At 63.8% G+C, this 24,198-nt stretch carries 27 protein-coding genes and 1 tRNA gene; 6 read left to right on the forward strand and 22 right to left on the reverse strand.

The window, feature by feature from the left end; translation table 11 throughout:
• Positions 1–8 precede the first annotated feature (8 nt).
• The gene (locus tag CH268_RS23950; RefSeq protein ID WP_027496073.1) at positions 9–1,136 is read right to left on the reverse strand and encodes a resuscitation-promoting factor; all 1,128 of its coding nucleotides are present in this window, start codon (positions 1,134–1,136) and stop codon (positions 9–11) included.
• A gap of 102 nt (positions 1,137–1,238) precedes the next feature.
• Positions 1,239–2,066, reverse strand: a complete 828-nt coding sequence (locus CH268_RS23955) for a TatD family hydrolase (protein ID WP_094666092.1) — start codon at positions 2,064–2,066, stop codon at positions 1,239–1,241.
• 21 nt (positions 2,067–2,087) lie between these two features.
• Here CH268_RS23955 and metG point away from each other — a divergent pair, with 21 nt between their 5' ends.
• Complete coding sequence (gene metG, locus CH268_RS23960) at positions 2,088–3,638, forward strand: methionine--tRNA ligase (protein ID WP_094666093.1); 1,551 nt, start codon at positions 2,088–2,090, stop codon at positions 3,636–3,638.
• A gap of 62 nt (positions 3,639–3,700) precedes the next feature.
• On the opposite strand, the gene CH268_RS23965 is transcribed toward metG, so the two are convergent.
• Positions 3,701–5,080 (reverse strand): WS/DGAT/MGAT family O-acyltransferase, encoded by a 1,380-nt coding sequence (locus CH268_RS23965; protein ID WP_027496070.1) that lies wholly within the window; start codon positions 5,078–5,080, stop codon positions 3,701–3,703.
• Positions 5,081–5,267: 187 nt separating this feature from the next.
• Between CH268_RS23965 and CH268_RS23970 the strand changes: the two genes are divergently transcribed.
• Together CH268_RS23970 and CH268_RS23975 are read left to right on the forward strand one after the other, a co-directional pair.
• Positions 5,268–6,272 (forward strand): alpha/beta hydrolase, encoded by a 1,005-nt coding sequence (locus CH268_RS23970; protein ID WP_048319455.1) that lies wholly within the window; start codon positions 5,268–5,270, stop codon positions 6,270–6,272.
• 14 nt (positions 6,273–6,286) lie between these two features.
• Positions 6,287–6,715: an SRPBCC family protein gene (locus CH268_RS23975; RefSeq protein WP_027496068.1), complete on the forward strand. Its 429-nt coding sequence runs from the start codon at positions 6,287–6,289 to the stop codon at positions 6,713–6,715.
• Between the two features lie 3 nt (positions 6,716–6,718).
• Here the strand turns inward: CH268_RS23975 and rsmI are convergent, their stop codons facing one another.
• A complete protein-coding gene (gene rsmI, locus CH268_RS23980) occupies positions 6,719–7,543 on the reverse strand; it encodes a 16S rRNA (cytidine(1402)-2'-O)-methyltransferase (RefSeq protein ID WP_027496067.1) in 825 nt (274 codons plus the stop codon).
• A 107-nt stretch (positions 7,544–7,650) separates the two neighbouring features.
• On the opposite strand from rsmI, the gene CH268_RS23985 reads away from it, so the two are divergent.
• Positions 7,651–9,162 (forward strand): dolichyl-phosphate-mannose--protein mannosyltransferase, encoded by a 1,512-nt coding sequence (locus CH268_RS23985; RefSeq protein ID WP_094666205.1) that lies wholly within the window; start codon positions 7,651–7,653, stop codon positions 9,160–9,162.
• 24 nt (positions 9,163–9,186) lie between these two features.
• Here the strand turns inward: CH268_RS23985 and CH268_RS23990 are convergent, their stop codons facing one another.
• The 3 genes from CH268_RS23990 to CH268_RS24000 form a co-directional block, all read right to left on the reverse strand.
• Complete coding sequence (locus tag CH268_RS23990) at positions 9,187–9,609, reverse strand: DoxX family protein (protein WP_027496065.1); 423 nt, start codon at positions 9,607–9,609, stop codon at positions 9,187–9,189.
• Between the two features lie 69 nt (positions 9,610–9,678).
• On the reverse strand, positions 9,679–10,047 hold the full coding sequence (locus tag CH268_RS23995) for a GntR family transcriptional regulator (protein WP_094666094.1): 369 nt from the start codon (positions 10,045–10,047) through the stop codon (positions 9,679–9,681).
• A gap of 7 nt (positions 10,048–10,054) precedes the next feature.
• On the reverse strand, positions 10,055–10,723 hold the full coding sequence (locus CH268_RS24000) for an SDR family oxidoreductase (protein WP_027496063.1): 669 nt from the start codon (positions 10,721–10,723) through the stop codon (positions 10,055–10,057).
• A 63-nt stretch (positions 10,724–10,786) separates the two neighbouring features.
• Here CH268_RS24000 and arsC point away from each other — a divergent pair, with 63 nt between their 5' ends.
• The gene (arsC, locus tag CH268_RS24005; protein WP_094666095.1) at positions 10,787–11,134 is read left to right on the forward strand and encodes an arsenate reductase (glutaredoxin); all 348 of its coding nucleotides are present in this window, start codon (positions 10,787–10,789) and stop codon (positions 11,132–11,134) included.
• Between the two features lie 13 nt (positions 11,135–11,147).
• On the opposite strand, the gene CH268_RS24010 is transcribed toward arsC, so the two are convergent.
• Complete coding sequence (locus tag CH268_RS24010; RefSeq protein WP_027496061.1) at positions 11,148–12,386, reverse strand: arginine deiminase; 1,239 nt, start codon at positions 12,384–12,386, stop codon at positions 11,148–11,150.
• 64 nt (positions 12,387–12,450) lie between these two features.
• Here CH268_RS24010 and soxR point away from each other — a divergent pair, with 64 nt between their 5' ends.
• Positions 12,451–12,951 carry a redox-sensitive transcriptional activator SoxR gene (gene soxR, locus CH268_RS24015; RefSeq protein ID WP_027496060.1) on the forward strand — a complete coding sequence of 167 codons (501 nt, stop codon included), beginning with the start codon at positions 12,451–12,453 and terminating at the stop codon, positions 12,949–12,951.
• Here the strand turns inward: soxR and CH268_RS24020 are convergent.
• From CH268_RS24020 to glp, 14 genes are all read right to left on the reverse strand, one after another.
• A complete protein-coding gene (locus CH268_RS24020) occupies positions 12,867–13,769 on the reverse strand; it encodes an SDR family oxidoreductase (protein ID WP_032371544.1) in 903 nt (300 codons plus the stop codon). The genes soxR and CH268_RS24020 overlap by 85 nt on opposite strands.
• 74 nt (positions 13,770–13,843) lie before the next feature.
• Positions 13,844–13,999 (reverse strand): hypothetical protein, encoded by a 156-nt coding sequence (locus tag CH268_RS28005; protein WP_167329154.1) that lies wholly within the window; start codon positions 13,997–13,999, stop codon positions 13,844–13,846.
• Positions 14,000–14,056: 57 nt separating this feature from the next.
• Positions 14,057–14,731 carry a ScbR family autoregulator-binding transcription factor gene (locus CH268_RS24025; protein WP_027496059.1) on the reverse strand — a complete coding sequence of 225 codons (675 nt, stop codon included), beginning with the start codon at positions 14,729–14,731 and terminating at the stop codon, positions 14,057–14,059.
• Between the two features lie 190 nt (positions 14,732–14,921).
• Positions 14,922–15,239 (reverse strand): GyrI-like domain-containing protein, encoded by a 318-nt coding sequence (locus CH268_RS24030; protein ID WP_228139163.1) that lies wholly within the window; start codon positions 15,237–15,239, stop codon positions 14,922–14,924.
• 116 nt (positions 15,240–15,355) lie between these two features.
• Entirely contained in the window at positions 15,356–15,808 is a 453-nt protein-coding gene (locus CH268_RS24035; protein ID WP_027496057.1) for a GyrI-like domain-containing protein, read from the reverse strand.
• A gap of 163 nt (positions 15,809–15,971) precedes the next feature.
• Positions 15,972–16,844 (reverse strand): SGNH/GDSL hydrolase family protein, encoded by an 873-nt coding sequence (locus tag CH268_RS24040; protein WP_176458044.1) that lies wholly within the window; start codon positions 16,842–16,844, stop codon positions 15,972–15,974.
• 222 nt (positions 16,845–17,066) lie between these two features.
• On the reverse strand, positions 17,067–17,969 hold the full coding sequence (locus tag CH268_RS24045; RefSeq protein ID WP_308436819.1) for a glycosyltransferase family 2 protein: 903 nt from the start codon (positions 17,967–17,969) through the stop codon (positions 17,067–17,069).
• Positions 17,970–18,118: 149 nt separating this feature from the next.
• Positions 18,119–18,739: an acyltransferase gene (locus CH268_RS24050; protein WP_235580006.1), complete on the reverse strand. Its 621-nt coding sequence runs from the start codon at positions 18,737–18,739 to the stop codon at positions 18,119–18,121.
• On the reverse strand, positions 18,736–19,578 hold the full coding sequence (locus CH268_RS24055; RefSeq protein ID WP_141215190.1) for a glycosyltransferase family 2 protein: 843 nt from the start codon (positions 19,576–19,578) through the stop codon (positions 18,736–18,738). The genes CH268_RS24050 and CH268_RS24055 overlap by 4 nt, the downstream gene beginning before the upstream one ends.
• Positions 19,579–19,839: 261 nt before the next feature.
• A complete protein-coding gene (locus CH268_RS24060; RefSeq protein ID WP_176458046.1) occupies positions 19,840–20,973 on the reverse strand; it encodes a hypothetical protein in 1,134 nt (377 codons plus the stop codon).
• A 111-nt stretch (positions 20,974–21,084) separates the two neighbouring features.
• A tRNA-Ala gene (locus tag CH268_RS24065) sits at positions 21,085–21,157 on the reverse strand.
• A gap of 56 nt (positions 21,158–21,213) precedes the next feature.
• The gene (sepX, locus tag CH268_RS24070) at positions 21,214–22,086 is read right to left on the reverse strand and encodes a divisome protein SepX/GlpR (protein ID WP_094666098.1); all 873 of its coding nucleotides are present in this window, start codon (positions 22,084–22,086) and stop codon (positions 21,214–21,216) included.
• A gap of 149 nt (positions 22,087–22,235) precedes the next feature.
• On the reverse strand, positions 22,236–22,883 hold the full coding sequence (locus CH268_RS24075; RefSeq protein WP_094666099.1) for a GNAT family N-acetyltransferase: 648 nt from the start codon (positions 22,881–22,883) through the stop codon (positions 22,236–22,238).
• 37 nt (positions 22,884–22,920) lie between these two features.
• Positions 22,921–24,180, reverse strand: a complete 1,260-nt coding sequence (glp, locus tag CH268_RS24080) for a molybdotransferase-like divisome protein Glp (RefSeq protein ID WP_027496053.1) — start codon at positions 24,178–24,180, stop codon at positions 22,921–22,923.
• Between the last annotated feature and the right edge of the window lie 18 nt (positions 24,181–24,198).

Here is a 24,198-nt window from a genome sequence, read left to right on the forward strand (position 1 = left end):
TACGGGAACTAGCGGTAACCCAGACGCGAGGTGCATGCCGGCCACGCGCCCCAGCCCTGCGACTTCTGCGTCACCGATGCGATGGCGATCTGTTCTTCGCGGGTGGCGAGGTCGGCGCGCGGTGCGTATTTCAGGCCGCCCTGGCGTTCCCAGGTGTTCTGGTCGAATTGCACGCCGCCGTAGAAACCGTTGCCGGTGTTGATGGCCCAGTTGCCGGTTGCCTCGCATTGAGCAAGCGCATCCCAGATCGCACCGTTCTCCACGGGTGGGACCTCGGTGCCGGGCTTGGCTCCGACTCGAACGGTCTTCGGCTGCGCCGGCACCTTGACCACTTCGTCGATCTTCTCGCGTCCGGCCTCGACCCCGTTGACCATGTTGATCTTCCAGGTGATGTCGGAGACGCCGGGAGCGCCGGGGTTCTCGACGACGGTCTTGCTCATGTTCATCGTCGGATCCTCGATGCGCTGTTCCGGGGCATCGGTGTCGGTGGTCTCGGTCTTGGTGACGGTCCGGTCGCGCGTCACGACGATCTCGGCACCGTCGGTGACGGCGGCATCCGGATCCGGCGACACGGTGTCGGCCTCTTCCAACGGCTTGCCCGCTGCTTCGAGGAATTCGCGCACGGTCGGAGCGGCGAGCGTCACCGGCGTTGCCGGACTGCCTCCGTCGACCAGCGAGACCTGCTTGGGCAGGGCCACGTCCAGTTCGGTGCCGTCGAGGGGCAACCGCTCGGAGCGAGACGCCGACACGTGAACGTCCTCGGCGAGGCCCGTCTGCTGCAGAGCTTCCTCGACGGTCAACGCGGTGGTCCAGATCTCCTCCGGCTTGCCGTCGACGTTCAGGGTGATCTCGCGAGCGCGGCGCAGCACGACGGTGTCGCCGTCACTCAGCCCGGAGTCGGGCGCGGGAACGACCAGATCCTTGTCCGACGGCGTGTAGCCGGCATCGACGAGAGCGCTGTTGACGTCGGTCTTCATCGTGCTCAGCGAAATCATGTCGCCGTCGACGTCGATGGTCACGGTTTTGTGACGGCTCACCGCCATCACGCCCCCGGCGACCAGCGTCATCAACAGGGCCGCGATGACCAGGTAGAGCGTGGTCGAACGAGCGGAGTTGAGGCGTCTGATAGTCGACAAGTTTCGTATTCCTGGCGGTTGCAAGCGTGACTTCGGGGTCGAAACGCCCGAGTTCGGTCACGGTACGGTAACGAATTAGTACCTCCGCCGCAACCCAAGGAGCTAGAGCCCGTACACCCGCTCGGCATTCGCCGTGGCATGCGCCGCCAGTTCGGCCGGGTCCTGGCCACGAACCTCGGCCAGCGCCCGGGCGGTGTACGGCAGGCAGTACGGCTCGTTGGGTGCACCGCGAAACGGATGCGGCGTGAGAAACGGAGCATCCGTTTCCACCAGCGCCAACTCGTCGGGCACCAGCACTGCGGCCTCACGCAGCGCATGGGCGTTCTTGAAACTGACCGTCCCCGAGAAGCTGAGAACGTAACCGGCGTCGACGCAGGCCTTGGCGGTCTCGGGCCCGCCGGAGAAGCAGTGGAAGATGACCGTCTCCGGAGCGCCCTCGGCGACCAGGACCGCGAGCAGATCCTCGTCGGCCTCGCGGTTGTGGATCATCAGCGGCTTCCCGAGGCGCTTGGCGAGATCGATGTGCCAGCGAAATCCCTCGTGCTGCTCCGGGACCGTCGCACAGTCGTCGAGCTTGCCGGGCCAGTAGTAGTCCAGACCCGTTTCGCCGATGGCGACGACGCGGGGATCGGCCGCGAGTCGTTCGATCTCGGCCTTCGCTGCGTCGTCGAGCACGTTCGCGCGGGTGGGATGGATCGCGACCGCCGCCCACACCCGTGGATCCCAGGATGCAGCGTCGACGGCGAAGCGCGCGGCGTCGAGGTCGTCGGCGATCGTGACCACCCGGGTGACCCCCACCGACTCGGCGCGATCGACGATCGCGGCCACGCTCGCGGCATCGGTCGCTCCGCAGGCATCGAGGTGGGTGTGGGCGTCGACGAGGGTGCCGACGGCATCGGGCAGCGGTGGCGCGGGACGTTCTCTACTCACGCTGGATAGAGTAGGCGCACCATGACTGCGCCAGCTGATGCCTCACGGCCACCCTTCTACGTCACCACGGCAATCGCGTACCCCAACGGAGCACCCCACATCGGGCACGCGTACGAATACATCGCCACCGACACGATCGCGCGCTTCAAGCGCCTCGATGGCTACGACGTGCGTTTTCTGACGGGAACCGACGAGCACGGCCTCAAGATGCAGCAGACCGCGCAGAACGAGGGCATCGACGTCCGCGAGCTCGCGGCGCGCAATTCCGACGCCTTCCAGGCGGCGCACGATCTGCTGCAGAGCTCCTACGGCCGCTTCATCCGCACCACCGATGCCGACCACCATGCCGCCAGCCAGGAACTGTGGAAGCGGATGGAGGCGAACGGCGACATCTACCTCGACTCCTACTCCGGCTGGTACTCGGTCCGCGACGAGGCGTTCTACACCGAGGCCGAGACCACCCTGACCGAGGACGGGTCCCGCGTCGCGACCGAGTCGAACACACCCGTCCAGTGGACCGAGGAGTCGTCGTACTTCTTCCGGCTCTCGCAGTACCAGGACAAACTGCTCGAGATGTACGACGCGTCGCCCGATTTCATCGCGCCGAACACGCGCCGCAACGAGATCGTGAACTTCGTCAAGGGCGGTCTGCGCGACCTGTCGATCTCTCGGACCACATTCGACTGGGGTGTGCCGGTACCCGGCGATCCCGCGCACGTGATGTACGTGTGGGTCGACGCGCTGACCAACTACCTCACCGGCGCGGGCTATCCCGACACCGAGTCGGAGTCGTACCGGAAGTTCTGGCCGGCCGATCTGCACATCGTCGGCAAGGACATCACGAGATTTCACACCGTCTACTGGCCCGCCTTCTTGATGTCTGCCGGCATCGAACTACCCAAGCGGGTGTTCGTACACGGTTTCTTGAACGTCAAGGGCGAGAAGATGTCCAAGTCCTTGGGCAACGTGCTGACCCCCGACTCGTTGGTGGAGAACTACGGCCTCGATCCGGTGCGCTTCTTCTTCCTCCGCGAGGTCTCGTTCGGGCAGGACGGCAGCTACAGCCACGAGGCGATCGTCGCCCGCGTCAATGCCGACCTGTCCAACGAACTGGGCAACCTCGCGCAGCGTTCGCTGACGATGGTGGCGAAGAACCTCGAAGGACAGCTCCCGACACCGGGTGACTTCACCGCCGAGGACGAGGCGATGCTGGCCCGCGCGGACGCGCTGCTGGAGATCTGCCGACGCGAATTCGACGTGCAGGCAATCCATTCCGCACTCGAAGCGATCTGGTCGGTACTCGGCGAGACCAACCGCTACTTCTCGCTGCAGCAGCCATGGGTGCTGCGCAAGACCGACCCCGATCGCATGGCCACGGTGCTGTACGTGACGATCGAGGTGTTGCGCATCGTGAGCATCCTGGCCCAGCCCGTCATGCCCGATTCCGCGTCGCGCATTCTCGACCTGCTCGGGGCGTCGAACCGCGAATTCGCCGACATCGCAACACGTTCGGTTCCCGGCACCGCTCTCCCGGCCCCGACGCCGGTGTTCCCGAAGTACGAAGAGAAGTAGGCCCATGTGAGTGGAACTTCGTAGCCCACTACGAGGTTCCACTCACATGCGGCGAAGCCGCTCTACGCCGCCTTTTCGAGCTCCTCCAACGTGTTCTCCAGATGCGTGAGCATCCGCTGCAGGTGCGGCACACTGCGTCGGCACCCGATGAGCCCGAAGTTCAACGAATCGCCGTTGCTGGCGACGGTGATGTTCAGCGCTTGTCCGTCGCACACGATGGACGCCGGATAGATGCCGTCGAGTTTCGCGCCGTTCCAGTAGAGGTCTTCCTTGGAACCCGGCACGTTGGAGATGATCACGTTGAACGGCGGCGGGGTGTAGTCGACGAATCCCGGCACCGGCCCGAACAACAACGGGGCCATGGTGATTGCACCGACGGCAAGCGCCTCGAGGGTGTTGAGCTCCCCCATCATCTGCTTGCCTCGGACGGTGGACTCCTTGATGCGTTCGAGGCGGAGCAGCGGATCGGATTCGTCGGTCCCCAGGTTGCACAGAATGGTCGTCACGGAGTTACCGGCGTCCTTGCTGTCACCCTCCTTGCGCAGCGAGACCGGCACCATGGCGATCAGTGGCTCCTCGGGGAGCGCGTTCTGATCGATGAGGTAGGCACGCAACGCACCGGCGCACATCGCGAGCACCATGTCGTTCAGCGTTGCATCGAGAGCGGTACCGACCTTACGAATACGCTCGATCGACCAGCTCTCCGCCGCGAAGCGTCGAGCGCCGCCGATGGGCACGTTGAACATTGTCCGCGGTGCCCGCAGCGGTAGCTGTGCGCCTTCTTTCTTCAACGCGCGCAACCCTATTCGCGCGGAGGCAGGGGCGAAGTCCACCAGGTCGCCGGCAATCTTGCGTCCCATGGACAGGCCGCTGCCCAGTTGCGCCAGCCGCCCGGGCTCGGCCTTGTCGACCTTCTTTCTGCCGCGACCGAACAACGACGGGTCCCAGGTCGCCACTCCACTGCGATCCTCGGGGTCCGTCGAGAGTGTGCGCTGCATGAGCTTCAGCGCGCTGACGCCGTCGACCAGCGAGTGATGCACCTTGGTGTACAACGCAACTCGGCCGTCGGCCAGACCCTCGATGATGTGCAGTTCCCACATCGGCCGGTAGCGATCGAGCGGGGCACTGTGATTGAGCGAGAGAAACTGGAACAGCTCGCGGATGCGTCCCGGCGAGGGCAAGACAGCGCGCCTGACGTGGTACTCGAAGTCGACGTCCTGATCGAAAGCCCACGCGAGAGTTCCCATGATCTGCACCGGGCGGGCCGGCCGCTTGCGGAACAGCTCGTGCACTTCACCAGTGGTGAACTTGCGATGCACTTCCTGTGCGAACTCGTGCGGATCGCCGGGCGGTACGAACAACTCCAGTCCGCCCACGTGCATCGGGTGCTCCCGCGATTCGGCGATCAGAAACATCGATTCGGTGATGGGCATGAGTGCCATGAGCTGTCCTTTTTCCATTTGTTTTATGTCACGGTACGGCACCGAATGTGACTCAGAACACGACCTTACGTGCGCTCACGAAATCCCACCCGCTATTGTCCGTTACCAGGGGTTCCAAACAGAACGGGGATCCGACGCACGGCGCACACGCGCCCTGCAACAGCCAACGGGGATGGAGGCGACGGCTATGAATCCGGCGCTCACCGTAGTGAAAACGTCCGACGCGGCAGCCACTGCGCGCCGCCGCGATATCCGCGGAGCAAGCCTGCAGTCGCAGATCCTGTCCAAGTACCTGCAGTTCACCGTGCGCCCGTTCCTGACGGTGTGGGCGCAGGCACCGTCGCTGCCGTGGCCGATGGGTTTGGTCGATTACGCGGGTCTGCTCGTCCCCCAGATCAGCGGCACCACCCGCAGTCGCGTCATGCTCTCCGAATGCGAGGCCGAATGGATTCGGGCCGAGGGCAGCGGAACCGATCGTGTCGTTCTGTACATGCACGGCGGCGCCTTCGTGTGCTGTGGACTGCGGACTCATCGGCGGATGACGTCACGCGTCTCCAAGAGCGTCGACGGCGCAGTCCTGTCGGTGAATTACCGCATGATGCCGCGTAACCCGATCGCACACGCCGTCGAGGACGGGGTCGACGCCTACCGCTTCCTCCTCGATTCCGGCTATCGCCCGGACCAGATCATCATGGGCGGGGATTCGGCGGGCGGATATCTCGCTTTCATGGTCACCTTGGCTCTGCGTACCGTCGGCCTTCCGGCACCTGCCGGCATCTTCACGATGTCGCCGCTGACCGACATGGATCCCACCGGCAAGCTCACCCACGAGAACGCCAAGAAGTGTTCGGTGTTTCCGTCCAACGCCGTTCCCGCACTGACCGCCCTCGCCGATCGGGTCGACGCACGCATCGTCATCGAAGGTGAACGCGGCCCACGGGTCTCACCGGTCGACGGTGATCTCGCCGGCCTGCCGCCGGTGCTGATCCAGGTCGGATCGACCGAAATGGTCTATGCCGACGCCGAACTCATGGCGGAGCGCCTCGCCGTCGCCGGCGTCGACTGCGAACTCCAGGTCTTCGAGGATCAGGTGCACGTGTTCCAGGCCGCCGATTTCGTTCCCGAAGCGCGTCGCGCACTACGCGCCATCGGCGAGTTCGCCCGTAACGTCAGCCCCAGTACAGAAAGCTGAGATACCTTCTCCCCATGGCAGTCACAGTGAACAAGTCCGTCGACATCGAGGCGGACGCAGCGACAATTCTCGACGTCCTCGCCGACGTCGAAGGCATCCCCTCGTGGTCTCCCGTGCACAAGAAGTGCGAGGTGGTCGACCGCTTCGACGACGGTCGGCCGAACCACGTCAAGATGAAGGTCTCGATCATCGGTATCAACGACGAGCAGCTGGTCCAGTACACCTGGAGCGAGAACGAGGTGTCGTGGAGCTTGGTGGAGAGCACCCAGCAGAAGGCCCAGGAAGGCCGATACACGTTGACGCCCAAGGGCAACGGGACGCACGTCGAATTCGAGCTGACCGTCGACCCGAAGGCTCCCCTGCCCGGCTTCCTCGTCAAGAAGGGCACCAAGACCATTCTCGAGGCAGCGACCGAAGGGCTACGCCAGCACGTGGTGGGCTGAGCGTCACTGATCCTTGCGGGCGGCGAGAACGGCCTCGTACACCTCGCGCTTGGACACGCCTGCGACGGCCACCTGAGCGCAGGCGTCCTTCAATCGCATGCCCGACGCCACGAGCGATTCCACCTCGGCCACGAGATCCTCGGGCTCCTCGGCGACGGCGACCGCTCCTTCGAGTACGACGGTGATCTCACCGCGGACTCCGTCACGTGCCCAGTCGAGCAGCTCCCCCAGTCCGCCGCGGCGGACCTCCTCGTAGGTCTTGGTGAGCTCTCGGCACACCGCAGCGCGGCGGTCGGGGCCGAGAACGTGCACCGCGTCCTCGAGACATGCGACGAGCCGATGCGGGGCCTCGAAGAAGACGATGGCACGCGGTTCGGCGAGCACCGACTGGAAATACGTGCGCCGCTGTCCCTGCTTGCGCGGGGCGAATCCGTCGAAGCAGAAGCGCTCCACCGGCAGCCCCGACAGTGCGAGGGCGGTCGTGACGGCCGACGGTCCGGGCAGGCAGGTCACCGGCAGGTCGGCGTCGACGCAGGCCGCGACCAACCGGTAGCCCGGATCGCTCACCGACGGCATGCCCGCGTCGGTCACCAGCAGTACGGTCTTTCCCTCGGCGACGGCCTCGACCAGTGCGGGTAGCCGCGCCGTTTCGACCTGGTCGTAGAAACTGACGACCCTGCCCCCGATCGTCACGCCGAGGGAGGACGCCAGTTGTTTGGTGCGTCGGGTGTCTTCGGCGGCCACGACATCGGCACTACCGAGGGCATCACGCAGGCGCTGCGAGGCATCTCCGACGTCGCCCATCGGGGTGGCAGCAAGGATGAGCATGTCTCCAGTGTCTCCCATGCGGTGCAGCGGCCTGCCGCCCACTCCGGAACACCGCCTACGATCGGTACGTGACCTTGCTGACCTCTGAGCGCTCCGGCGACCGGTCGATGGTCAGTCCCGGGCCCACTGTTGCCGCGCGCGACTGGTTCCACGACACCGATGTACGACGCGGCTGGATCGTCACCCTCGTCGTCACCGCCATCTGTGCGATCACCCGCTTCACGATGTTGCGGTACCCCACCGACGCCGGAACGCCGGTGTTCGACGAGAAGCACTACGCACCGCAGGGTTATCAGGTGCTCACCGGCGGCGGGCTCGAGGACAATCCGGCCTACGGACTGGTGGTGCACCCGCCGGTCGGCAAGCAGCTGATCGCCGTCGGCGAGGCGTTGTTCGGCTACAACGGTTGGGGATGGCGTTTTTCGTCCGCGGTCGCCGGAACGCTGTTGGTACTGCTGGTGATTCGCATCGTCCGACGCCTCACCCACTCGACGCTCATCGGTGCGATCGCAGGCATTCTGCTCATCGTCGACGGTGTGACGTTCGTCAGCAGCCGCATCGGCATGCTGGACATCTTTCTGGCGTTGTTCGTCACCGCTGCTCTGGGTTGCCTGGTCGTCGACCGCGACGACGTGCGAAAGCGACTGTGGACGGTGCGAGCCGAGGGCCGCATGGACGTCAGCGATCTCGGCCCGCGAATGGGTGTGCGGTGGTGGCGTTTCGGGGCCGGCGTCATGCTGGGTCTCGCATGTGGCACCAAGTGGTCGGGTCTGTATTTCATCGCGTTCTTCGGCTTGCTGAGCGTGGCGTTCGACCTGGCTGCTCGTCGCTCGTACGGGGTTCGCCGACCGTGGCGGGGAACTGCGGTGCGCGACATCGGACCCGCGCTGTACGCGCTGGTGATCGTTCCGATCGCCGTGTACCTGATGACGTACTGGGCGTGGTTCACCTCCGAGACCGGTGTCGACCGACACGAGGTGGGCAACGGAATCGGATTCGGCGGACCGTTCTCCTTCGTCCCCGGCGCCCTGCGGTCGCTCTGGTACTACAGCGGCAGTGTGCTCGATTTCCATGAGGGACTGACCAATTCGGCAGGCAATCGGCACCCGTGGGAATCCAAGCCGTGGACGTGGCCGATGGGCCTACGCCCCATGCTGTACTACTTCGCCGACGGCGAGAGCGTCTCGGGGTGCTCGGCGTCGTCGTGCGTGAAGGCGATCATGCTGATCGGCACGCCCGCGATGTGGTGGTTGGCCTTGCCGATGCTCGCCTGGACGCTGTGGTCCGTTCTCGTACGACGAGATTGGCGCTACGCCACGGTTCTCGTCGGTTACGGTGCCGCACTGTTGCCCTGGTTCGCGACCCTCGACCGGCAGATGTACTACTTCTATGCGGTGGCGCTCACGCCGTTCATGGTGATGGGCTTCGCGCTGGTACTGGGCGACATCATCGGAAAAGCGAGCGCCTCGGCCGAGAGACGCGGCACCGGACTGCTTCTGGTGTGCCTGTACATCGCGGTGGTGATCGCCAACTTCGTGTGGCTGTGGCCGATCCTCACCGCGATGCCGATCACCCCGCAGATGTGGCAGGAACAATTGTGGTTACCGAGTTGGCGCTGAGCGCCCCACTCGGCTCGCTACCGACTACTGCAGAATTGCGGTCTTGCCCTTGGTGATTCCGTCGATGCTGATGCGACCGGCACCGAACGCCGCGAGCATCAGTGCGCCGACGCCGAGAGCGACGACGAGCTCGTAGCCGTTTTCGGTGGCGAACACCCCGTTCTCGAAGTGGACGAGGAATGCAGCTCCCAACATATCGGCGAACAGCAGCAGACCGGCGATCGGAGTGAAGATGCCGAGGACCAATGCGCCGCCGCCGATGAGCTCGACGAACGTTGCGAAGTAGGCAGACGCCGTGGGTACCGGAATGTTCATCGCCTCGAAGCTGGCAGCAGTGCCGTCGAGGCCGAAGGTGTTGAGCTTCTGCCACCCGTGGGCGATGAAGACGACTCCCAGGCCGATACGGGCTACGAGGGCGACGGCGTCACGGACGAGTGTTGAGTTCATTGATAGGCATCCTTCTGGCGCGGCTGAATGGGCAGCACCACCCTGACAGAAGGAGGTTGAAGCGTCAACTTACCGGTCGCCTGCCCCTTTCAGAGCAGCTTCGAGAAACGTTCGCGCCTGGTCGTCGTCGAGACCGATAGATCTGACGGCCCGGACGAATTCCGTTGCGGCCCTGGCTGCAATATCTCGTGACGGATCACCGCCGGACGCCACGAACGATCCGGACCTACCCCGCGTCTCGATGATTCCCTGCTGTTCGAGCTCCCGGTAGGTCTTCGCCACCGTGTTCGGCGCGATCTTCAACTCTTCGGCAAGCCCGCGAACCGTGGGGATCTTTGTGCCAGCGATGAGATCCCCGGACCGCACCAATCCCAGAATCTGCATCCGCAATTGCTCGAACACCGGGGTCGTGTTCGACGGATCGATGCTTACGCGCACGATCGCCTCATCGAACAGCGTCGACAGCGTCGGCGATGGACGTCGATCCGGACGTGAGCATCAGCGTTTTGCCGATAGCACTGCCGGTGTCGATCAGACGGGCGACGACCGCTGCCACGTCGGCACGGGTCACCTCGCCCGGGTCGAGTGGAGGCTCGGTGAGCGAAACCGAATCCGTCGCATCCTCGTCGGTCAGCTTGCCGGGACGGAGAACGGTCCAGTCCAAGCCCGCGCGGGACGAAACATCTTCTTCCGCAGCAGTTTTGGCCCGGATGTATGCTTTCCATCCCTCGTCGAGGTCGTCCGCGACCGGCTCACCGGCCCCGAAGGAACTGATCAGCACGTAGCGGCGAACGCCGGCCTTCTCGGCGGCATCGGCCAACAACACCGCACCGGCCCGGTCGACGGTGTCCTTGCGCTCGGGACCGCTGTTGGGACCTGCACCGGCCGCGAACACCACTGCGTCGGCACCGGAGAGAACGTCGGCCAACTCGTCGACGGACGCAGACTCCAGATCGATGACCTGCGGCAGCGCACCGAGGGCCGTGACGGCATCGACGTGATCGCTGTTGCGGATGAGCGACACAGCGCGGTCACCGTGCGCCGTGAGAACCTGCGTGAGATGTTGGGCGATCTGGCCGTGCCCACCTGCAATGACAATGCGCTTGTCGGTCATGCGACTACTCCCGTTCCTGGCGTGATCTGTCGCGTTGGCTACCCGCGTGACAGGATTGCAAACATGACCCGGGCCGCAACCATCTATCACAACCCACGCTGCAACACCTCCCGCACCGTTCTGAAGATGATCGAGGATGCAGGCATCGTCCCCCAGGTCGTCAAGTACCTCGAGACGCCGCCGACCGAAGACGAACTCCGCACGCTGCTCGCCGACGCGGGACTCGCACCACGTCAGGCTGTTCGAACCCGCGAGAGCATCTACAAAGAACTCGAACTGGCGGAGGCCGACGACGAGACCTTGATCGCGGCGATGGCGGCGCACCCCATTCTGATCGAACGCCCGATCGTGGTCACCGACAAGGGAACCGTGTTGGCGCGCCCCGCCGACAAGGTCCTCGCCGTCCTGTAGAAACGCCTGTCCGTCAAAGCCTTTCGCGAGACACCGGGCACGACATACACCGAGGGCCACCCCGGCCCGAGCCCAACTCGGACCCGGAGATTCGCAACACCTCGATGCCCGACGCCTCGAGCCGCGCATTGGTCTCGACGTTGCGCTCGTAGGCAACGACCACCCCCGGGGAGATCGCGAGGGTGTTGTTGCCGTCGTCCCATTGCTCGCGTTCGGCGGTCACATGATCGAGTCCGGTGTCGATCAACCGGAGTTTGCCGATTCCCATCGCATCGGCGGCGGCTTCGAGGAACGGGTCGGCACCGCGAATACTGACGCCCGCATCCTCGCGGTGAATCGTGAACGCGGACAACGTGTCCTGAATAGCCGGATACATCACGACCGCGTCGGTGTCGACCATGGTGCAGACGGTGTCCAGATGCATGGACGCACGCTCCTGCGCGATCGGCACCACCAACACGCTGTGCGCCAGATCGTCCTCGAAGAGACTGCGTGCCAACGCTTCTGCGCCCGCAGGGGTGGTGCGCTCCCCCACACCCACCGCGACCACTCCAGGAGCGAGCAGCAACACGTCACCGCCTTCGACCGGAGCGGTACGGGATTCGTACGCACGTCGCACGCCTTTGAACATGGGATGGAATGCGTAGATCAAGTCGGTCAGCGACGTTTCCCGTACTCGCGCAGGCAAGGCGAGGGAGGTGATCGCCACTCGGTTGTCGATCCAGAACGACGAGTCACGGGTGAACAGCAGATTGGGCAGCGGATCGATGACGAAGTCGCCCCCGTGATGCATGCGGCGAACCAGCGAGGCACCACTGGGCTCGGCCTCACCGGACTCGGCTTCGAGCAACTCGTCGAACGTCATGCCCGCCATCAGGATCTGAGCCAGTTCGGCTGCCGGGATACCGCGCAGGTACTGGGCGAGATCCTCGGCGAGAGCCCGTCCGAGCCGCCGAGCGTCGACGGCAGCCGAGATGCCCTGCATCCGAGCGGCACCGCTGACCGTCATCGCTTCGGTGAGGAGTTCGCCCAGCAGCAGCACCGTCACGCCGCGGCTGCGCAGCAGCTCCGCGAACGCATCGTGCTCGTCCTGTGCCCGGTCCACCCACGGCAATCCGTCGAACAGCAATTGGTCGTTGTTTCTCGGAGTCAGGCGCCGCAGCTCGTCGCCCGGGCGGTGCAGCATCACAGTGCGGAGCACACCTACCTCGGAATTGGCTCCCAACGGGCCCGCAGCGGAGTCGACGCTCATGAACGAACGGTAAACCCATTCGTCGTTCAGCGCTGGCATCCGGACCTGAAGTAATGTCGAGGTCGTGCCGATGCCCGAGTGGAACGTCCGTGAACTGACTCCAGGCCAGCTGTCGGAGCGCAGCGGCGTCGCCGTGTCCGCGTTGCATTTCTACGAGAAGCAGGGCTTGATCAGCAGTCGACGAACATCGGGCAACCAGCGCAGGTTTCACCGCGAGACTTTGCGCAGAGTGGCGTTCATTCGTATCTCGCAGAAGGTGGGAATCCCTCTCGCGACCATCCGTCAGGCGTTGAGCGAACTTCCGGACGAGCGAACGCCCACCCGCGAGGACTGGGCCAGGCTGTCGACGCGGTGGCATCGCGAACTGGACTCGCGTATCGAGCAGTTGGTTCGCTTACGGGACGATCTGACCGGGTGCATCGGCTGTGGTTGTCTGTCGTTGGCCGGCTGCGCTCTGGCCAACCCGCACGACCGGCTCTCCTACTCCGGCCCCGGTGCCCGCACACTGGACGTCGACTTCGACGCCCCGTCGGTGCGACGCGGCTCGAGCAGTTTGGAGAACTGATCGTTCGCTCGTTGCAGCACGAACTCGTACGGTGGCGCGAACTTTCGCGAGATCCAGTAACCGAAGCGAATGTCGTTGGAGGAGTACACGAGGTACTTGCGTTTGGCGATACCGGCGAGAATCGCATCGGCCACGACCGACGGTTCGACAGCACGCTTCTCGAACCGGTGCTGCAGCTTCTGCACCCGAGGATCGTCTCGATCGATACCGGCGATCTGCAGCGTCTGCACCAGGCCGGTCTTGACCCCACCGGGTACGACGAGGCTGACGCCGATTCCGTGACGTTTGAGGTCGTATCGAAGAACTTCGGACACGCCACGAAGGCCGTACTTGCTGGCGCTGTACGCAGCGTGCCAAGGCAGAGGAATCAATCCCGCCGCGGACGAGACGTTGACCAGATGCCCACCGCGGCCCGCCTCGATCATCGGCGGGAGGAATTTCTCGATGACATGGATGGGACCCATGAGATTGACATCGACCATGGACTTCCAATGCCGATGCTCCAGATTCTCGACGGTGCCCCACGCCGAGATGCCCGCGACGTTCATCACGACGTCGAGGCTGCCGAACTCAGCGTGAATATCGTCCGCGAAGGCGGTGACCGCGTCGAAATCGGAGACGTCGAAGGGCAAGGAGTGACTGACCGTGCCGCCCGCTCGACCGACCAGGTCCACGGTCTCGGCAAGCCCGGAGGCATTGATGTCGGTCAGGAACAGTTCAGCTCCCACAGCTGCAGCCGCGATGGCCGTCGCCCGGCCGATTCCGCTGCCCGCTCCCGTGATCAACGTCTTCTTGCCGCGCAGATCGTATGTAGCCATCGAAGCTTGTTCCCCCACCGGTTGCCACGTGTCAGGTCGATTTCGACCCTACGCGGTGACGACCGACAGGGCCGTCACAATCTCTGCGACATCTCGTCTCGGTAATCGGCGACGGTGTTCTCGATACGCGTCGCCTCGTCGTCGGCACCTCGCTTTCGCGCGTCGTCCGCGCGGTGCTGCAGAGTGCCGATCGCTTTCCGGAGCTCGTTGTCCGACATTCTGTGTTCCATGTCACATAGTGTGCGCCTCACGTCGGCGCGCAGCAAGCACCCCGGGCGACGAGAACGTCAGACGGTGACCGAGCTCGAATCGATGTTCTCGCGCACGAAGCTCGAGAGGCTGCGAGCTGCGAATTCTCGGAAGTAAGCCAGCTTGTCGGCAGGCACCAACGACGGCAGCACGGTGTTCCACACCTTCTCCATACGAGACGGCGCATCCTCCAGACGCGACTGCGCCTCGGACACCATCAGAACCCCGGCCAGCATTTCGCACACCAGCAGTGCCGCGTTGCCGGCGTCCAGGTGGTCGGCGACGTCGCCGTGCTCGATGGCCCGCTCGAAAAGATGCTCGAAGATGTTGCCCCAGGTGCCGAACACGCTTCCGCGAGCGGTGTCGGACCCGTCGATCTCCATCTGCAACCGGTACATCACACGAACGAGCGGATCCGACGCTGCCAGTTCGAGAACCGAGTACGAGATTCCGATGACGGACTCGAGGGCTGGGCTGCGGCTGTCCACCAGCCCCGCGCAGGCCGTGGACACGCGCTCGTGACCTTCGTCGACGATGGCGCGAGCGAGTTCTTCCTTGGACGCGAAATGGAAGTACAGCGCGCCCTTGGTCACGCCGGACTGCGCCGACACCTGACTCAGCGTGGCATTGGCATGCCCGACGTCGAGGAAGAGATCTGCTGCAGCGCGCAGCGCCGCCGCGCGAGTGGCTTCTGCCCTGAGTTGTCTCACCATGTTGCTACACCCCTGCTCAGTCGATCGTGCGATGACATCGACACCTTGTGGTCCGCGCTGGCTCCCGGGTGCTGAACCCACGAACTCGAATTCACGTTCCCTATACGGGCTTGTCAGCGCTTGCCAATAGTAACCGGTTCGTCGGCGATTTTGTGATTCGAAAGTGACAAAAACATGAAGAAGACCTCGTTTACAAAACGATCGAAACGAAAAGTTCCACTTCTCCAGCATTCGTAACGACTTCTACTTCCTCGGCGTAAGCACGGAATAGCGTCCCGGATCGAACGCACTCGTCGACTTGCGCCCAGACGTCTTCGATCGGATCCGCGAGACCACCACTGGGCACGAACACTGCAAACACACCAGTCGGTATGGATACGAACACATCTCCCACAGCGACGTCACTCGGCGAGTCCAGCGGGACACCGACGAGTGCATTGACGGTGCCGTGCGCATCGGGGACATACACGGTGGTCACCTCCGTGGCGTCGATGTTCTTCTCGCGCACACGATCTCGGAGGAATCCCATCCATTCGCTGCAACTGGCCTCGGCACCGGGCTCCACCCGCGGTGCCACCAACCCACCGAACAATTCGGCACTGCGCGCGGTGATCCGAAAGCTCATCACGAACCGCCGGGCTGCGTGATGGCCAAATACAGGTCGACTTTGTAGGCGTGCGGGTAGCACTCGTAATCACCGGTGAACGATCGCACTATCTCCCCGTTCTCCTCGGCGTGATCGATCTGATTCCACAATCGAGTGAGAACGTCGGGAAAATAACCCACCGCGGAGAATCGGGCATATTTTGCAGACGGCACTTTTGCGATCAAATGCCCACGCGTCACCTGCCCGAGCGACGAGCACTGGTAACCGACTATCTGTGTATTGTACGATCCGATTCCAGGGGCGAAGTCCGTGTAGATCGACGCAAGCGGTCCGGCAGTCTCCTGATTGAGCACTGCGGACCACGCCTGGTTGAGGGCAGGATCGTTCAACCGCCCGAGTGCTCGTTTGGGACTGCGAACGGGGAGACCGGCGACCCACGTTTCGGGGAGGTCGACGATCTCGAACGACATTCACACTCCGTATGGAAGTTGCAGGGGCAGATCCAGCGCTCGGATCGTCGGTTCACGATATAACCCGTCAATCTACCGGGCCGACCGGTACGCAGATGATCGTTTGTTCAACAGGATGTGTCACCGGGCGTTGTCCCCGCGCATTGTCACCGACGACGCGACATCACCGACCGATTGCGTCGAGCACCAATCCCGCCATCGCAGCGCTGCCCAGCGGGGTCGGATGCAAGAACGGTGTCGGACCGAACGTCATCGAGCCCGTGAACCAGCGCTCGGAAATCGGTGCGCATGCGTCGTGGCCGACGGCCGGCCCCGCCACATCGACGAACGTCGCCCCATGCCTGACGGCACTGTCTCGAAGCACGGAATCGAACCGGACGAAGAAATCCTGCACGAACGCCGCGTCGGCACCGTGCAGATTCGAGTCCGGGAAACAGCCCTGATGGTCGAAGTAACCACCGTGACCGACCAGCACGACGACGGCGAGTGGTGAACGCTGCGTAATGGCGTCGAGTACCCCGTCCAACACCGGCCCCAGCTGCCCGAGCCTCTGATCGATCTCCTGGAGGACCACGGGGTTGTTCCGGCACCGAGGATCTTCCTGCGGCACAGGTTGCAGGCACGGCCCGATCAACTGCGCCCAATTCAGGTCGTTGCCGCCTATCGAGAGGGTCACCAGCGTCGCATGAGGCCGCAGCGCATCGATCTGAACCGGGACACGACGAGGCAGTGGCGTGTACGTGCTCTGCGGCGTGGACACGACGTGTGCGCTCGTCGCCCCACTGCACGCCACGCCGGCGAAGGACACAGGGTGCAGTGCGCTCGCGATCATGGCCGGATACGCCGCGTCGGATCGTCCACAACCGTCTCCGCCGGCATAGGACAACCACGCGGGCCCGGCAGCCCTGGAGTCGCCCAGAGCGACGTAGTGGACGGGGTTGTCGACGACGACGTCCGCCGACGCTGTCCCGACGAGCTGTCCCGTCAGCAGAGACACGGCAAGACCGACGACGAACGTCCGAACATCGAAGCGCACGACACGCCCCCGCCTGCTACACGGCCGCCCGACCGGCCCACCCCGACTCGACTCTCGGATGCCCGCGGGTCGAAGAACTACGAGACAGTAACACCGCGTCGGCGATCACGCGGGCCTGTATCGGAACCGTGGGACCGGTTCCGGGGGCGGCAGCAGATACAAGGAGTAGATCGGCGCTACCGATCGGACAATTGTCGCGTACCGCTCGAATCAGCCGTGAATTTACTCGGCCGACGCCGTGGTGGCATATTCGCCATCGCGAACAGGTGACGAATATTGTTGCGATGTCACGCCCTCGTTCGAATGCGACACCGGCAGAATTCGCGACTCGCATCCGGACAAAATTCGAGTCAACGGCCAATGCACGGTATGCAGAATCATGTCCGCGATCAACAGTCGACGCAGCGCCTTGTTCGCCAAATCGTGGTGGGCCCATGTTCGGTAGGAACTCAGCACATAATGACGATATTCGAGGGGCGGAGTCAGCAGCCGCCGACCGGACACCTCGACGCACATCGTTTTGATCAGAGCGATCTGTAGACCGACGCGGTACAGGCACAGCGAGAGATCGATATCCTCGTGCAGGTCGGTACGCAGACTCACGCGGTCGCGGGCGGCTTCCCAAGCGGAGCGGCGAATGGCGAAGTTGTTACCCGAGGCCGCCGAGACCCGTAACTCGTCGGGTTTGCGCTTGGTGGAGTAGTCCACGTACGCGCCGTACGGTGCAGCCCACGGGGAGTCGTACAGGTAGATCGGCCCGGTCACCGCCGCGTAGTCCAGTCTGCGGTCGAAGAAATCCAGAATCGACTCGGCCCAATCCGGAGCTACCCGAGTGTCCGCATCGATACGTCCGATGATGGATCCTTCGGCCCGATCGAAACCGGCGTTGCGCGCATGAACGACGCCTCGCTTCGACTCCCGGACCAGAACTATCTCCGGAAACCGTCGGCTGTAGCTCGCTACCACGCCGGCGGTATCGTCGGTGGAATTGTTGTCCACCACGATTATTTCGTGAATGTGTTCACGTTGCGCCAATAAAGCGTCCAGGCATCCACCCAAATGCGCCTGTTCGTCGAATGCGGGCACAACAACAGAAAGAGTGTTCACAACGCCAACCCCTGACACCTTTTTGGCAATGCGTAGCTCGACAATTTCCGAAGCGAATGCAAAGAGAGCCGAGCCTCTGACGCTGATGATGCTACATCATCAATTAGACGAAATAAGTCGTCCAATTTCGGATCGATAATAGTCTTTTGTCGATATCGGCAAGTGCTTTATCGATCGTTCGTCAGAGTATTGCTCTCGAAATCAGGCGTCGCGCCCGCTATGGCTCGCGCGTCGGGTAGATCGTTCAACTCCCGGCGACGAGCGGCTGGGCTGCCGACGTACACCGCGTCCGGTTCGCAATCCTTGGTCACCAGCGAGTTCGCCCCGATGATGCATCCCTCACCGATGCGGACCCCGGGCATGATCACCACACCGGACCCGATCCACGTGCCTCGCCCGATGGTGACCGACTCGCCCCTCAGCAAGCCTGCCCGTCGCCACGACGGTCCGACGTCATGGGTACTGGTGATGATCCGAACGTGGTCCGCCAGGAACACATCGTCACCGATCACGATGTCGGCAACAGTGTCGAAGTGGCACCCGAAATTCACGAAGACCCCGGTGCCCATCCGTACCGACCCGCGACCCTGGATCATCGCGCCGCCGTATATCAAGCACGGCCCGTCCGTCCGGACCCCCGCCGGCCGCAGCAAGGTCGCCCGCAGTACCGCCGGAACGAACGGCAGGTTCGCCACCGACACGAGGGTTGCCTGACGCATTTGAAAGAGGGCCCACTTGACGTTCGATGAGTCGCTCGCCCAGGTCGGGATCAGGGAGCGCAGGTTCACGCGGCCTCTCGCATCCGTTCGTCAGACAGCGCACGGTCGTCGACGGGCAGTGCGCGCGAGGGCACCGCCGAGAACATTCTCGAGATGGGCCAGCGCAGCGTGTGCAGGAGCCAATCCATCGCAACGATCCGGGCCAGCTTGGCCGATGCGAGCCCATGCTCCTTGTAGGAACGGTAGCCCGCGATCGCGTAGTTCACGTACTTCACCGGAGACGTAGCCGATCGCCGGCCGGATACCGCAGCCTTCATACGGCCGTTCAGAGCAAGCGGCAACTTCTTGCCGACCAACGACAAGCACAGATCGATGTCCTCGTGCACGCAGGTCTTGTCGCTGACCACATCCCGAACCTGGTGCCAGGCAGATGCGCGGATCGCGAAATTGTTGCCCGATACCGCCAAGGCGCTGCGCACCGACGGGTCACGCTGCTCCGCTCGTGCATGTTGCCACGCCAGAGGCCGGGCCCACGGCGACTCGTACAAGTAGGTTCGCCCGCCCGCTGCCGCAACCGTGGAGTGCTCTCCGAAGAATTCGATGATGGAGCGGGCCCACCCGGGCCGGACGCGCGTATCGGCGTCTATGCGGCCGATGATGGACGACTGCACGAGATCGAAGCCTGTGTTCCGGGCATGCACGACGCCCCGATTCGGCTCGTGCACCAACTGGACCTTGTCATTGACTTCGCGCAGGGTCTCGACCAGATCGAGCGTCCCGTCGGTCGAGCCGTTGTCCACCACGACGATACGGTCAATGTAGTTTCCCTGATCGAGCAGCAGATTCAAGCATTCGCCGATGTGGTCGACCTCGTCGAGCACCGGAATTACCACACTGAGAGTGTTCATTTCGATCCCCTGATTGAATTCGACACCTACCGAACGCGCAGGCACGCGTATAAAGATACGACATCAGCCACGCGAACACTAAAGTCAGCCGAAGAAGCAGCCCCAGCTCAGAGCACCGAAAACTGCAGCGTGACGCGGTTACAGGCGCTAAGCAATCCAAAAGACCGTTTCAGGTCAATGGTGCTCATAAGACGTTCGAAAGAATTCGATTCCCGTTAATGATCGAATGTTGTCCGAATACGCCATATTGCCGGAAATGCCTCAGCTCACGCGACGACGTATGAGGCCGATGGATATCGATCGCGCTCGTCGTAAATACGACGCAGCCTGTCGCCAGTGTCTTCGGCGGATCGCCGTGTCTACTGCCGCAACCACACCATCGTCGGTCACGCCTGCCTCTTCCATGGCAGCAAGCCCGTTTCGCAGGTGGTGGCACTGACGGTTCGTCAACGTCAAGGACCTGACCGCATGGAGATCGATGGGTCCAGGAAGGGCCTCGCTCTCCGCACCTGCAGCGGCCAACCCGATCTTCGTCCTGATGCACTTGAAGCACACTCCGCAGTTGAATCGACCGTCGCGATTCTCCCAGCACACCCGTAGATGCTTCATCGCCGTCTCGTCCAGGCCTATCCGCCGGAGCTTGCCGAGCCGACTCACCTCCAACTCGTGGTGATCGAACGTGACACTGCTACTCGACCACAGCGGGTCCAGATCGGGATGCGAACCCCACGGCAGCAGATCCCAGCGACTGTTGGACGACGGAATCATGACGGTGCTCAGGTGACCGGACAACGCCAGCCCGACATGGGCCAAGGCGGCTCCGTGAAGGTCGTATCCCCAATCGAGCGGCAACCGGTCTCCGAACGCCGACCTCAACGTGGTCTTGACCTCGATCAGCGGCTTGCCGAGCTCCGCGGCCGCGTCTCGGGCACTGGCCAGTGCTCGACCCGCCAATTCCTCGTTCCCGGCGGAGATGTCGAAACCGTGAACGAATATCAAATGGGTGATGCGATCGGATTGGGTGATTGCCGAATAGAAGCTGTCCACGCCTCCACTGAAGAAGCAACCCACCCCTCGGCCGTCGGACAATGCATCGGAAGGTTCAGCCGATACCGATATCCCATGAAACCGTCTGGGATACCAGTCGAGAAACACTCTCTGCGCCTCGGGAGCGCCTCGAAGTGCCGTCGAATCCACCGGGCTGTCGAATTTGATACTCCAGTTCTTTCGCATCCCCGCTACCAGCATCGGCGGAAGCCACGGAGTCGCCGAATGGTACAACTCGTAATTCGACGCGGTCGTCACCACAGCCTCTTTGCCGAGAGGCATCACTATCCGGGCCGCAATCCGGTGAGCCTCGGTGTGCTCGACATGCACGGTCATCTGGCTGGTCACCGTATGAAGTGTGACACAAGCGCCGGCGACGTAACGCCACTCTGAGCTCTGTATTGCCTTGATTCACAACGAAAGCCGCCACTCGAGGTGAGTGGCGGCTTTCGTTTCGGGTGGAGCTGAGGGGAATCGAACCCCTGACCTTCTCGATGCGAACGAGACGCGCTACCAACTGCGCCACAGCCCCGTTTGCCGTCGTCTCGACCGGCTGGGCAACTCTAGCAAAGCCCCTCGGGACCGCAGTTACGCGCCCTGTGCCCGACGGAAATCGCCGTCATCAGCGCGGCGTGCCTGGAACGGCTCCTCGTAATGATCGAGATGCTCGAACTCCGGATCCTCGTCGTCGATCTCGAGCACCACAGCTCCGGGTCGACGCAGACGCTGCGGCACGAGTTCGAGCTCTTCGTCGGTCTCCGATTCCACACCGAGGCGCGAGCGACCCATGCGGGTGAGTCGTCGTCGACGAATCTCTTCTTCGATCTGCACCTGCCTGCGCAGGTAGTACAGGTATCCGACGAGGACTGCGACGGACAGTCCGCACAGCCACCACACCGTCGGGGAGATGATGAACGCCAGTGCCGCGGTCGTGATGGCGGCGAACACCAGGCCGAGAACCGCGCGCTGACGGAAGGCGTATCGGGCGGCCCGGGCGATGGCGTCGGCCTCGGGATCGAATCCGCCGCGTCCGCGTCGGCGAGGCACGAAGTCGTCGTCGACGACTCCCGGCTCGTGTGCGGGAGAGCTCGCGCGAGGTGCGTCGTGGACCGGTTCGTCGCGTTCGAGGTCGTTTTCTTCTTCTGCGTGAGTGTCCATGGGGTCCTCCGCGGTACCGGGTAGATCGGGTGAGTCCGAACGAATCGACGCAAATTTCGGGCCGAAGATCTCGCTGGCGGGCGCGGAGACCCGCAGGTCGTCCTCCGGCCGCCAGTCGGGATCACTGCGGTGGCCGGTCGCGGGGCCGCGCTGCTTGCGCTTGGTGCCACCCCGATGCAACACGCGCGTGGCGAGTGCTGCGTCCGTGGTCTGCATGATCTGCGGACGCTTGGTCATCAGCATGGGAAGAAGAACGAAGAGCCAGACGGCCACGAGACCGATCCAGATGATCGAGTTCGGCATCGGCGATGTTCTCCTTCCTCAGGCGACAGCGACAGTCGAGACGCCCTCAGGTTATGTGGAGCAGGTGCGAGAACCCCGCAGACGCGCCGACTCGAATTACACTCCTGTCACTTTGACAACATCTGCAACCGAACACTGTGGAGTGAGTGCTATGCCCACGTAGCCCTGCCCGCGCGGACCAATCGATCGACGACCGATCCCTGCACCTCTCCCGATGTGATCGCGACGAGTTTGTGGTCGCGCCACTCGCCGTCGACGTCGAGGTACTTGTAGAGCAGGCCCTCTTCGCGGAAACCGACGTTGCGCAGCACGGCCTGGCTGGCGAGGTTCTCCGGACGCACCGTTGCCTCGACGCGGTGCAACCCGACCGGTCCGAAACAATGATCGAGTCCGAGCGCCAGCGCCGCGGTGGCGACACCTTTGCCGTTGACTTCCTTGGACACCCAGTACCCGATCCACGCCGACCGGAGCGCGCCGCGCACGATGTTTCCGGTGGTGATCTGCCCGCAGAATTCGCCGTCGACCTCGATCACCATCGGCAGCATGTGTCCCTTGCGTGCCTCGGACTTCAGGCCCGAGCACAGTGTGGGCCACGAGGAGATGTGGTGTCGGGAATTCCAACTGCCCTCACCGCTCGGCTCCCACGGCTCGAGGTGTGCGCGGTCCTGGGTGCGGATTCGACTCCAGGAGGCTGCGTCGCGCATGCGGACGGGCCGGACCGTCACCGTTCCCCCGGCCACTCGCACTGGACCCAATTTCGCCGGCCAACCCGGGTGGCTCGACCACGTTCGCGGCATCCGTCGATCGTATGCGCTGCGCGCGTGAGCGCGTGCGTCAGCCGCGCTGAGCGAGGAACGAGACCTTCACTTCTTCGCCGGTGCGGATCTCGGTGACGTCGGGGTCGATCACGACCAGGCAGTTCGCCTCCGCGAGCGTCGCGAGCAGGTGCGACGACGAGCCAGGTGCACCGCCGAGAGCCTGCACGAGATATTCGCCGGTGCCCTCGTCGCGCATCAGCTGTCCTCGTAGGAATCCCTTGCGGTCCTCGATCGACGTGATGGGTGCGACGGTCCGCGCGGTGACGGTCCGGCGCAGCGGCTGGCGACGGCCGAGTGCAATGCGAATGAGCGGGCGGACCATCACCTCGAACACCACGAGCGCGCTGACGGGGTTGGCAGGCAACAGGAACGTGGGCACCTCGTCGCGTCCGAGCTGGCCGAATCCCTGCACCGAGCCGGGGTGCATGGCTACCCGCTCGACTTCCATGTCGCCGAGTTCGCCGAGCGCCTCACGGACGCCATCGGACGCGCCGCCGCCGACCGCGCCTGCGATGACGACGATCTCGGAGCGGATCAACTGGCCTTCGACCACTTCACGCAGTCGCTTGGGGTCGGTGCTCACGATGCCGACGCGGTTCACGTCGGCTCCGGCATCGCGCGCTGCAGCAGCGAGCGCGTAGGAGTTGACGTCGTACACCTGACCGGGCCCGGGGGTCCGATCGGTATCGACCAACTCCCCGCCCACCGAGATGACCGACAGTCGCGGACGCGGGTGCACCAGCACCTTGTCGCGGCCGACGGCGGCCAACAAGCCGACCTGCGCGGCACCGATGATCGTTCCCGCACGCACGGCGACGTCGCCGGGTTGGACGTCGTCGCCGATCTTGCGCACGTAGTCGCCGGAGCGCACCGGACGGAACACCTTGACCCGGGCGCGGCCGTTGTCGGTGCGATCCAGCGGCAGGACTGCGTCGGCCAACGTGGGCAGTGGCGCGCCGGTATCGACCCGCACGGCCTGACGCGGCTGCAGGCGGATGGGCTGACGCGAACCCGCGGAGACTTCGCCGACGACGGGCAGCGTCAGGTCGATGCGCTCGTCTTCCTCGTTACGCAGGTCGGTACCTGCGGAGGCGACGTCGACACTGCGTACGGCGTAACCGTCGATCGCGGCTTGGTCGAAGCCGGGAAGGGGACGCTCGGTGACCACTTCCTCGGCACAGAGCAGACCCTGCGCTTCCGAGATGGCGACCCGAACAGGCCGTGGAGCCACCGCCGCTGCGGTCACCCTGGTCTGTTGATCTTCGACCGAGCGCATCTGGCCCTTCCTCTATGG

Source organism: Rhodococcus sp. 06-1460-1B (genome assembly GCF_002258475.1).
GTDB lineage: Bacteria > Actinomycetota > Actinomycetes > Mycobacteriales > Mycobacteriaceae > Rhodococcoides > Rhodococcoides fascians.

Bases quoted from the DNA above. Each gene is read 5' to 3' on its own strand.
- metG (WP_094666093.1), top strand. From the start codon at position 2,088: ATGACTGCGCCAGCTGATGCCTCACGGCCACCCTTCTACGTCACCACG.
- CH268_RS23965 (WP_027496070.1), bottom strand. From the start codon at position 5,080: ATGGCACTCATGCCCATCACCGAATCGATGTTTCTGATCGCCGAATCG.
- CH268_RS23970 (WP_048319455.1), top strand. From the start codon at position 5,268: ATGAATCCGGCGCTCACCGTAGTGAAAACGTCCGACGCGGCAGCCACT.
- CH268_RS23975 (WP_027496068.1), top strand. From the start codon at position 6,287: ATGGCAGTCACAGTGAACAAGTCCGTCGACATCGAGGCGGACGCAGCG.
- rsmI (WP_027496067.1), bottom strand. From the start codon at position 7,543: ATGCTCATCCTTGCTGCCACCCCGATGGGCGACGTCGGAGATGCCTCG.
- CH268_RS23985 (WP_094666205.1), top strand. From the start codon at position 7,651: ATGGTCAGTCCCGGGCCCACTGTTGCCGCGCGCGACTGGTTCCACGAC.
- CH268_RS23990 (WP_027496065.1), bottom strand. From the start codon at position 9,609: ATGAACTCAACACTCGTCCGTGACGCCGTCGCCCTCGTAGCCCGTATC.
- CH268_RS24000 (WP_027496063.1), bottom strand. From the start codon at position 10,723: ATGACCGACAAGCGCATTGTCATTGCAGGTGGGCACGGCCAGATCGCC.
- arsC (WP_094666095.1), top strand. From the start codon at position 10,787: ATGACCCGGGCCGCAACCATCTATCACAACCCACGCTGCAACACCTCC.
- CH268_RS24010 (WP_027496061.1), bottom strand. From the start codon at position 12,386: ATGAGCGTCGACTCCGCTGCGGGCCCGTTGGGAGCCAATTCCGAGGTA.
- CH268_RS24020 (WP_032371544.1), bottom strand. From the start codon at position 13,769: ATGGCTACATACGATCTGCGCGGCAAGAAGACGTTGATCACGGGAGCG.
- CH268_RS28005 (WP_167329154.1), bottom strand. From the start codon at position 13,999: ATGGAACACAGAATGTCGGACAACGAGCTCCGGAAAGCGATCGGCACT.
- CH268_RS24025 (WP_027496059.1), bottom strand. From the start codon at position 14,731: ATGGTGAGACAACTCAGGGCAGAAGCCACTCGCGCGGCGGCGCTGCGC.
- CH268_RS24035 (WP_027496057.1), bottom strand. From the start codon at position 15,808: ATGTCGTTCGAGATCGTCGACCTCCCCGAAACGTGGGTCGCCGGTCTC.
- CH268_RS24055 (WP_141215190.1), bottom strand. From the start codon at position 19,578: ATGAACACTCTCAGTGTGGTAATTCCGGTGCTCGACGAGGTCGACCAC.
- sepX (WP_094666098.1), bottom strand. From the start codon at position 22,086: ATGCCGAACTCGATCATCTGGATCGGTCTCGTGGCCGTCTGGCTCTTC.
- CH268_RS24075 (WP_094666099.1), bottom strand. From the start codon at position 22,883: ATGCCGCGAACGTGGTCGAGCCACCCGGGTTGGCCGGCGAAATTGGGT.
- glp (WP_027496053.1), bottom strand. From the start codon at position 24,180: ATGCGCTCGGTCGAAGATCAACAGACCAGGGTGACCGCAGCGGCGGTG.